A 6375-nucleotide genomic window follows, 5' to 3' on the forward strand; every position below is an offset into this window, starting at 1 on the left:
AGCCCCTCTCCTGCAAGGCGAGGGGTTTGAGGAAATTTCCAAGTATCGGCTCTATCGAGCGCTACAAATGCCTGTGCTGGCAGTACCAACTACCAACTCCGAATTCAACAGCAAATCTAAATCGGTGTCGGGATTAACAGCATACAAATCGACTTTATCTCGACCCAAAAATACCCCGATCAAAGTCCCGATTCCCGCACCGCCGAGCACCTCTTCAGTCGCGATCGCCCGATCGCCCGTAACACCTGCGATCGCCGCCGCTGCTGCTGCACCCAACGCCGTATTCTTAATCAGATTACCAACATTAACGCCCTTGGTAACAGTTTCTTTCCTAGTAATCAGTTGCGAAGTCGCATTGAGAGGCACTCTGCTGCCGTTGAGGATACTTAATTCTTGAGCCACAAACTGAACGCCCGAAGCAGTCGATCGCAATTCGCCGCTAATTTTCGAGCCTTCCGGTATCAGCACTTGGCCATTATTGCCCGCGATATCCGCAGCTACAGTCAGCGTAATCGGAGACTTGTCATTGGGGCCGAGCAAAATCTTGCCTTTTGTGTACTCGATTGGGATAGTCACCCCGCTGGGAATTTTCACAGCAACAGACTCGCTAACATTAATCTTAGCAATGTAAGGAGAATTAATTGCTCTTGCTTGATTGGTACTCACTAATGTTTGATAGATAAAAGCAGCTACTTCAGCTCGCGTTGCTGACTTGTTCGGTTTGAGAGATTTAGGATTGGGATAGCTGACAACCAACTGTTTTTCAGTAGCAGCAGCAACGCTTTTGACAGCATAACTTTGAATCTCACCCGCATCGCTATAGTAGCTGAGAACATCTTGAAAATCGCACGTAGGCTCATAGCCCATTCCGTTATTTAAAGCGACTACAACTTGAACGCGAGGAATCTGCTGTGCCGGCCTGAAAACATTGCCGGGATAGCCAGACATCCATCCCATTTCGTAAGCTTCGGCGATCGCCCCGCTTGCCCAAAAATTAGACGGAACATCGGCAAACCCCACAGCAGCGCGGGTTTTTGCCTTTTTCACAGAACGGATCATTGCCGCGAATTCAGCCCGCGTTACTGGTGCATCCGGGCGAAAACTGCCATCGGGAAATCCTTTGATAATTCCTCTTTCTGACAAATCTTGAATAAAATCTTTTGCCCAGTAGTTATTATTAACATCCGAAAAAGCTGTTTGAGCAAAAGAAGGCGCGGGAGCTACTAGCATCGGCGCTGCGGTTCCGGCAACTGTTCCCAGTGTTAATAAAACAGATGTACCGGATTTAATACGATGTAATACAGACATTTTTGATTCTCCAATTTACACAAGTTTTTTATTGAGGACAAGCAAGCTGTTAATAGGCTGATTGATTCCTGCCGAACTTGCTCTTTCCTCAGTTATGTAATCATTGTTGAATTTTTTTATTTTTCGTGGGGGGAAGATACGGTCTTTTAAAATAAATATTTTTATGGTGATTGGGGAATTTTAAAATGCTTAAATTCCTTAAAATCCTTATGTTGCTTATCTCCCTTATCTACCTTGAATTTATACAGTCCTGGATGCAGAAGCTGTATTATGTAGGGGCAGTGCCAAGAGTGCCCGCCCTCGCTCGATTTGATTAATGACTAATGACTAATGGAGGCTAGCGGTTCCCAACTCGTTGCATCTTCAAATAAAGATTGATAGCCCGCTGCATTCGGATGTAGCCCGTCTTCAATCAGGCGCGATCGCCACCAATCACTGCCCCGATTTATCCATTTATCAAAAATATCTAAATAGGGAATTCCCCGCAACTGACAAGCTAATTTGGTTGCTTCCTTATACCGATATTGGTCAGCATGACTGTAATACAAACAATCTTGAAAAGGCATTTTACTTTCATCCACCGGCACCATCCCAACAAATATCACCGGACAAAGTTGTTTGGAAGTGTCTAATAAATTATCCAAAACAGTTTTAAAATGTTCAAACTCAGTGTAGCTGCGCCCGGTAGGCGACTGCACTCTCGCCGAATCGTTGAGGCCGACGGAAAGAATAATCGCATCCGGGACGCGGTTTCTGAGTTCGCCCCGGTGGCGAAACTCGTTTTCCAGGCGCTGGGAGACTTGATAGGTGCGATCGCCCCGAACGCCCAAATTGTATAAAACGTGTCCTGCACTCTCCGGTAACATCCACTGTCGGCGCAGTCTTTCTACCCAGCCACCGCCTACACCGTCGCCGAAACCGTAGATTAAGCTGTCACCGAAAGCAACCAATTTGAGGGGATGAGAATTTCCCCGATGCAAGTGACCAAAGGAATAGGCTGTTGCTGCCTGCATAAGCAATGATACTCAGTTAATAAATTATGAATCTTGACATACTAGACTAGAATGTAACATTACATAAAGTAGGTAGTCTCATGGTTAAGCGTCCAACCTTCGATTCAACTCAGCTAACCCGTCGGGCGGAAGAGTTGATCGGTGCTGCATCCAACCGCTATCGGATTACGGTACAGGTGGCGAACCGCGCAAAACGCCGTCGCTATGAAGATTTTGACAATATGGACGACCATCAAATGAAACCTGTAATGCGGGCGATATTTGAGATGTCGGACGAACTGACTCAGCCGGAAATAATCGGAGATATCTAGACTTCGGGAGTTTTGGGTTTTGAGTGGAGAGTTGCCAGCAATTTTTGTCAACTCAAAACCCAAAACTTTTTTAAACTAGACTGGCGCGCCTCCGCGAAAAACTCGGTTTATTTTATATACGCAACTGAGCCGGAAGCTCGCACTTCTAAAAAACGCTTTTTACAAAACCGGGATGCTGCCAACAGGGTTTATTTTCCTAATTCATAAAACTAGAAACTAGGACTCTGCGCGCCGTAAGATTATGAAATTATTCTATGTTTGAAAGTGTCAAAACCGTGAATAAATTAAAGCAGGGCTTAAGTTTTCTGTTCGTTACTTTGAGTGTGGCGATTTTCACGCTTTTGAGTTGGGTATTGGAATCGGGCGAATTGAGTATGTCGGCTTTGGAACCTTCGCTGCTGCGGAGTTCTGAGTCTGCGTCCGTGCAGCGGGTGGCTCAACAATCTGCGCCGTCGCAAGTGAGGGTGCAAGATGCGTGGAAATTGGTGTATGAAAAATTGCCGGATTTGCCGATCGAAAATAACTACATTTCTAAGGAAACAGGAAAAGTCGATCCTACCAATACTTTAGTCGGGCGGTTGATTCGATATCACGTATTTGTCAAAGGACGGCCGCCCAATTACCGCTTTGATTGGAAGTTGAGTTTAGCTGACTATTTGGGGGCGACTCCAGATTATTTGGTGGAAAGCGTGTATCCGGGAAAAGACGTTTTGCGCTCAAATCCAATGGAACAGGATCGTGCTGCTATTCAAAGGTTAAATAGATCGCAGCGGGATGCTTTGGTTCAAGCTTTGGTTGATGTTTTTACGGAGAGTTCCGGGGGGGGGCGCACACCGGCGGCGGGGGAAAAACCACAAGGGCGATCGAATTCCCCGGAAATACCGCAGCCGCAGCCGGGAGATGCGAAGTTGTTGCTACCGTAATACTCAGGGATGCAGAAACCGGGTTTTTTACGGAAATACTGCTGTTGAGCCTTTAACACGGGTAAAAAACCCAGTTTCTTTCGTATTTATGGGTCAGTCCTACTAATCTAAAATCCAAAATCTAAAATCTAAAATCCTTCAATGGTGGAACGTGTAATTAAGACGGGTAGCGGATGGCGTTTGGGATGGAACCCGGAGGCGGAGGAGTTTAAGGGTTTGGTGGCTGGCGACGGTTGGGCGATCGAACTCACAGAGGCTGAGTTAAACGATTTTTGCCGATTGTTGGAGCAATTAGCCGGCACAATGAGTCACATGGCCTCTGAGTTAATGGACGAGGAAAAAATAGCCATTGAAGCCGAAAGCGACTTGCTGTGGGTGCAGGTGGAAGGCTATCCCGAAGCTTACAGCGTGCAATTGATCTTGAATGCTGGCAGGAGGTGCGAGGGTTGTTGGCCGGCGGCTGTGGTTCCGACTTTGGTGCAGGCTGCAAAAGTTTTTAAAGTTTTTTGACTTTTTCGGGAATTCTATGCTAAGCTGTTAAAGCTGTCGGGGCGTAGCGCAGCTTGGTAGCGCACTACTTTGGGGTAGTAGGGGTCGTGGGTTCAAATCCCGCCGCTCCGATAGATGGAATCCTTATACACTAAGGATTCCATTATTTTTGGTAGATTTCGCAGCCTATTGTCATTCTCAGTAAGGGGTGACAAGATCTGACATACTCAGACATAAAGTGCGATAAATTTGCGGTATGCCAAAAGGCTCCGTAAACATTGAAGTTTTCCAGGAGCGGCTACGGTTGGCGTGGTCATGGCAAGGAAAACGGTTTTGGTTGTACATCGGTCTGCCGGATACGATCGCCAACCGTAAAGCTGCTTCGATCAAAGCCAGCCCAATTGAACTAGACATGGCTAGTGGCAACTTTGACCCCTCCTTGGTCAAGTACAAGCCACAGAAATAAGAATCCATTTCTGTTTGTGGCGTCTTTGACCAATTTGTCGAGTACAAGCGCCGTAAAATCGAACCTGCTACTCTGGCTAAATATCGTGGATTACAGAAACACGTTTCTGTGTTTTTGAAAAACAAAACCTGTGTTTCTGTTTCTGAAAGTGTTGCTGAGAAATTTAGAGATGGGCTATTATCCGCTCGCTCCCTTAAACCCGTGACGGTAGGCGAACGGATTGTGTTAATGAAGGCTTGCTGGGAGTGGGGCCAGAAAAAGAAACTGCTAGTAGAAAATCCTTGGGAAGAAGTTAAGGTTTCAGTTCTACCAAAACAGCGCCCAGATCCCTTTACTTTGAAGGAAATTGAGTCTATCGTTCAGAAATTTGGTTCTTCCCCAAATTTGAAACGCTTCCTTGACTATGTGGAATTTAAATTTGGTACAGGACTCCGCACTGGGGAAGCCGCCGCCTTGCGATGGCGACACTGTTCGAGCGAGTGCGATCGAATCTGGATCGGAAAAAGTTTAAGTAGGGTTTGCTGAATAATCGATCGCAAACTAAGAACAGGAGCGCTCGATATATTCAAGCAGAATTAAATATAAGTTTTTTCTGTATCGAGTCCCCCCATTTATAATTGGGGATTATATTCAAGCCAAAAACAGGTGTTCTTTTTCCAAATAGACATAAAAACACACAAAAAAGCCGACGCCACCAGGTAGCAAGGTTCATTACCAAAAAACTAATTGCAATAACTGTACCAGATGTATTATCAAGTTTTGCCATCACTCGATTTAGACCGAATCTTCGTTTCCGCAAGCCCCAAACTTGCCCTCAATTGCATTTCTAATCCTCTCATCTTCCAATGCTTGCTTCTTTTTTGATTTACTCACATTTGCTGGGGGTCTTCCTAGAGGGGGCCCACTGAGCCTAATTCCTCTTTCTTTGCACCACGCTCGGTTTGATCTTGTACGATAAATGCGATCCTCTTCGAGGGCTTCGCTAACGGCATGAACTGACTCTGGATAATATCCTGTAAATCTATAATAAGCTTCTACTTGTGCTTTTAAGTCCCCTGATTCGTTAAAGTTATCCCAGCTCATCCGGTCTAAAAATACATATCCTTCAAAACAACTGGCTGATAGTTTGGCTCGCCTCTCTACGCTTTTCCCAGCTTTTCCTCTGACTATAGGACGAATATCGGGTTGACTTAAACTTACTATTCTATCCTCAATATTCTGTTTATCGTTGTCAAATAACCAGTGTTGTTGGCGAGCGAATTCTGTGAGGACTAGCAAAGTTTTATATGGCTTTTTATTCAGACCTTCTAGGGTCGCACCTAAATCGATTAGCTGTTCAATATGAGCTAGGTTTCTTTTGATGTACTGAAGTTGTTTTTTAATTGCCTGTCTTCTTTTGTTTCGGGTGGATCGTCTTTGCGAAAGCTACTGCTAAGTAATCTTTTCTGGCGAGATTACGGTAGGTTATTGGTTTTTTAGTGGTTTTTTCTTTAATTTGTTTATACAGAATGTCTAAGATTTTTTCTGTATGAACTCGGGCTTCGTTTAATAGTCCTAAGTCGGTCGGATAACTAATGTCGGCTGGGGCCGAGGGAGCATCTACGATCAACTTACCGCGATTGGGTGACTCATTTTTGGCGTCCGAATCCTTTTTTTTTTCGGGTTTGACGCTTAGTGATGGAGCGGATTTTTTCAACCATTCGTTCGTTGACTTTATTAATTAGGTTCTGACTAATTCTTGGGCGAAAATGAACTAATAGAGATGGGTCAAAGGGGAGCTCATTACTGTAGCTTGATTGACCAATAAAGTATTGTAGATAGGGGTTTTCACGGATCTGTTCTACTCTTGGACGATCGCTAATTCC

Annotated in this window: 7 protein-coding genes, 1 tRNA gene and 1 pseudogene; 6 read left to right on the forward strand and 3 right to left on the reverse strand. The window is 45.1% G+C overall.

The features are described 5' to 3' along the window. Positions 1-51: 51 nt before the first annotated feature. Both QUB30_RS13990 and QUB30_RS13995 read right to left on the reverse strand, forming a co-directional pair. Complete coding sequence (locus QUB30_RS13990; protein ID WP_333334154.1) at positions 52-1308, reverse strand: S-layer homology domain-containing protein; 1257 nt, start codon at positions 1306-1308, stop codon at positions 52-54. Between the two features lie 320 nt (positions 1309-1628). Further along, on the reverse strand, positions 1629-2321 hold the full coding sequence (locus QUB30_RS13995) for a GDSL-type esterase/lipase family protein (RefSeq protein WP_333334156.1): 693 nt from the start codon (positions 2319-2321) through the stop codon (positions 1629-1631). 80 nt (positions 2322-2401) lie between these two features. Here QUB30_RS13995 and QUB30_RS14000 point away from each other — a divergent pair, with 80 nt between their 5' ends. The 6 genes from QUB30_RS14000 (at position 2402) to QUB30_RS14025 (ending at position 5035) form a co-directional block, all read left to right on the forward strand. Beyond that, positions 2402-2632: a DNA-directed RNA polymerase subunit omega gene (locus QUB30_RS14000; protein ID WP_172188796.1), complete on the forward strand. Its 231-nt coding sequence runs from the start codon at positions 2402-2404 to the stop codon at positions 2630-2632. Positions 2633-2886: 254 nt separating this feature from the next. After that, positions 2887-3555, forward strand: coding sequence for a hypothetical protein (locus QUB30_RS14005; protein WP_333334158.1), 669 nt, complete (start codon positions 2887-2889; stop codon positions 3553-3555). A gap of 141 nt (positions 3556-3696) precedes the next feature. After that, positions 3697-4065, forward strand: a complete 369-nt coding sequence (locus tag QUB30_RS14010; protein ID WP_333334160.1) for a DUF1818 family protein — start codon at positions 3697-3699, stop codon at positions 4063-4065. Between the two features lie 37 nt (positions 4066-4102). Next, positions 4103-4176 (forward strand) — tRNA-Pro (locus QUB30_RS14015). Between the two features lie 124 nt (positions 4177-4300). Next, positions 4301-4510 carry an Arm DNA-binding domain-containing protein gene (locus QUB30_RS14020; RefSeq protein WP_333334161.1) on the forward strand — a complete coding sequence of 70 codons (210 nt, stop codon included), beginning with the start codon at positions 4301-4303 and terminating at the stop codon, positions 4508-4510. A 6-nt stretch (positions 4511-4516) separates the two neighbouring features. After that, positions 4517-5035, forward strand: a complete 519-nt coding sequence (locus QUB30_RS14025) for a phage integrase SAM-like domain-containing protein (protein ID WP_333334165.1) — start codon at positions 4517-4519, stop codon at positions 5033-5035. A gap of 40 nt (positions 5036-5075) precedes the next feature. On the opposite strand, the pseudogene QUB30_RS14030 reads toward QUB30_RS14025, so the two are convergent. After that, a pseudogene (locus QUB30_RS14030) lies at positions 5076-6375 on the reverse strand (IS5 family transposase); the annotation flags it as partial.

The organism is Microcoleus sp. BROC3, from assembly GCF_036702515.1.
GTDB lineage: Bacteria > Cyanobacteriota > Cyanobacteriia > Cyanobacteriales > Microcoleaceae > Microcoleus.

Bases quoted from the DNA above. Each gene is read 5' to 3' on its own strand.
- QUB30_RS13990 (WP_333334154.1), bottom strand. From the start codon at position 1,308: ATGTCTGTATTACATCGTATTAAATCCGGTACATCTGTTTTATTAACA.
- QUB30_RS13995 (WP_333334156.1), bottom strand. From the start codon at position 2,321: ATGCAGGCAGCAACAGCCTATTCCTTTGGTCACTTGCATCGGGGAAAT.
- QUB30_RS14000 (WP_172188796.1), top strand. From the start codon at position 2,402: ATGGTTAAGCGTCCAACCTTCGATTCAACTCAGCTAACCCGTCGGGCG.
- QUB30_RS14005 (WP_333334158.1), top strand. From the start codon at position 2,887: ATGTTTGAAAGTGTCAAAACCGTGAATAAATTAAAGCAGGGCTTAAGT.
- QUB30_RS14010 (WP_333334160.1), top strand. From the start codon at position 3,697: ATGGTGGAACGTGTAATTAAGACGGGTAGCGGATGGCGTTTGGGATGG.
- QUB30_RS14020 (WP_333334161.1), top strand. From the start codon at position 4,301: ATGCCAAAAGGCTCCGTAAACATTGAAGTTTTCCAGGAGCGGCTACGG.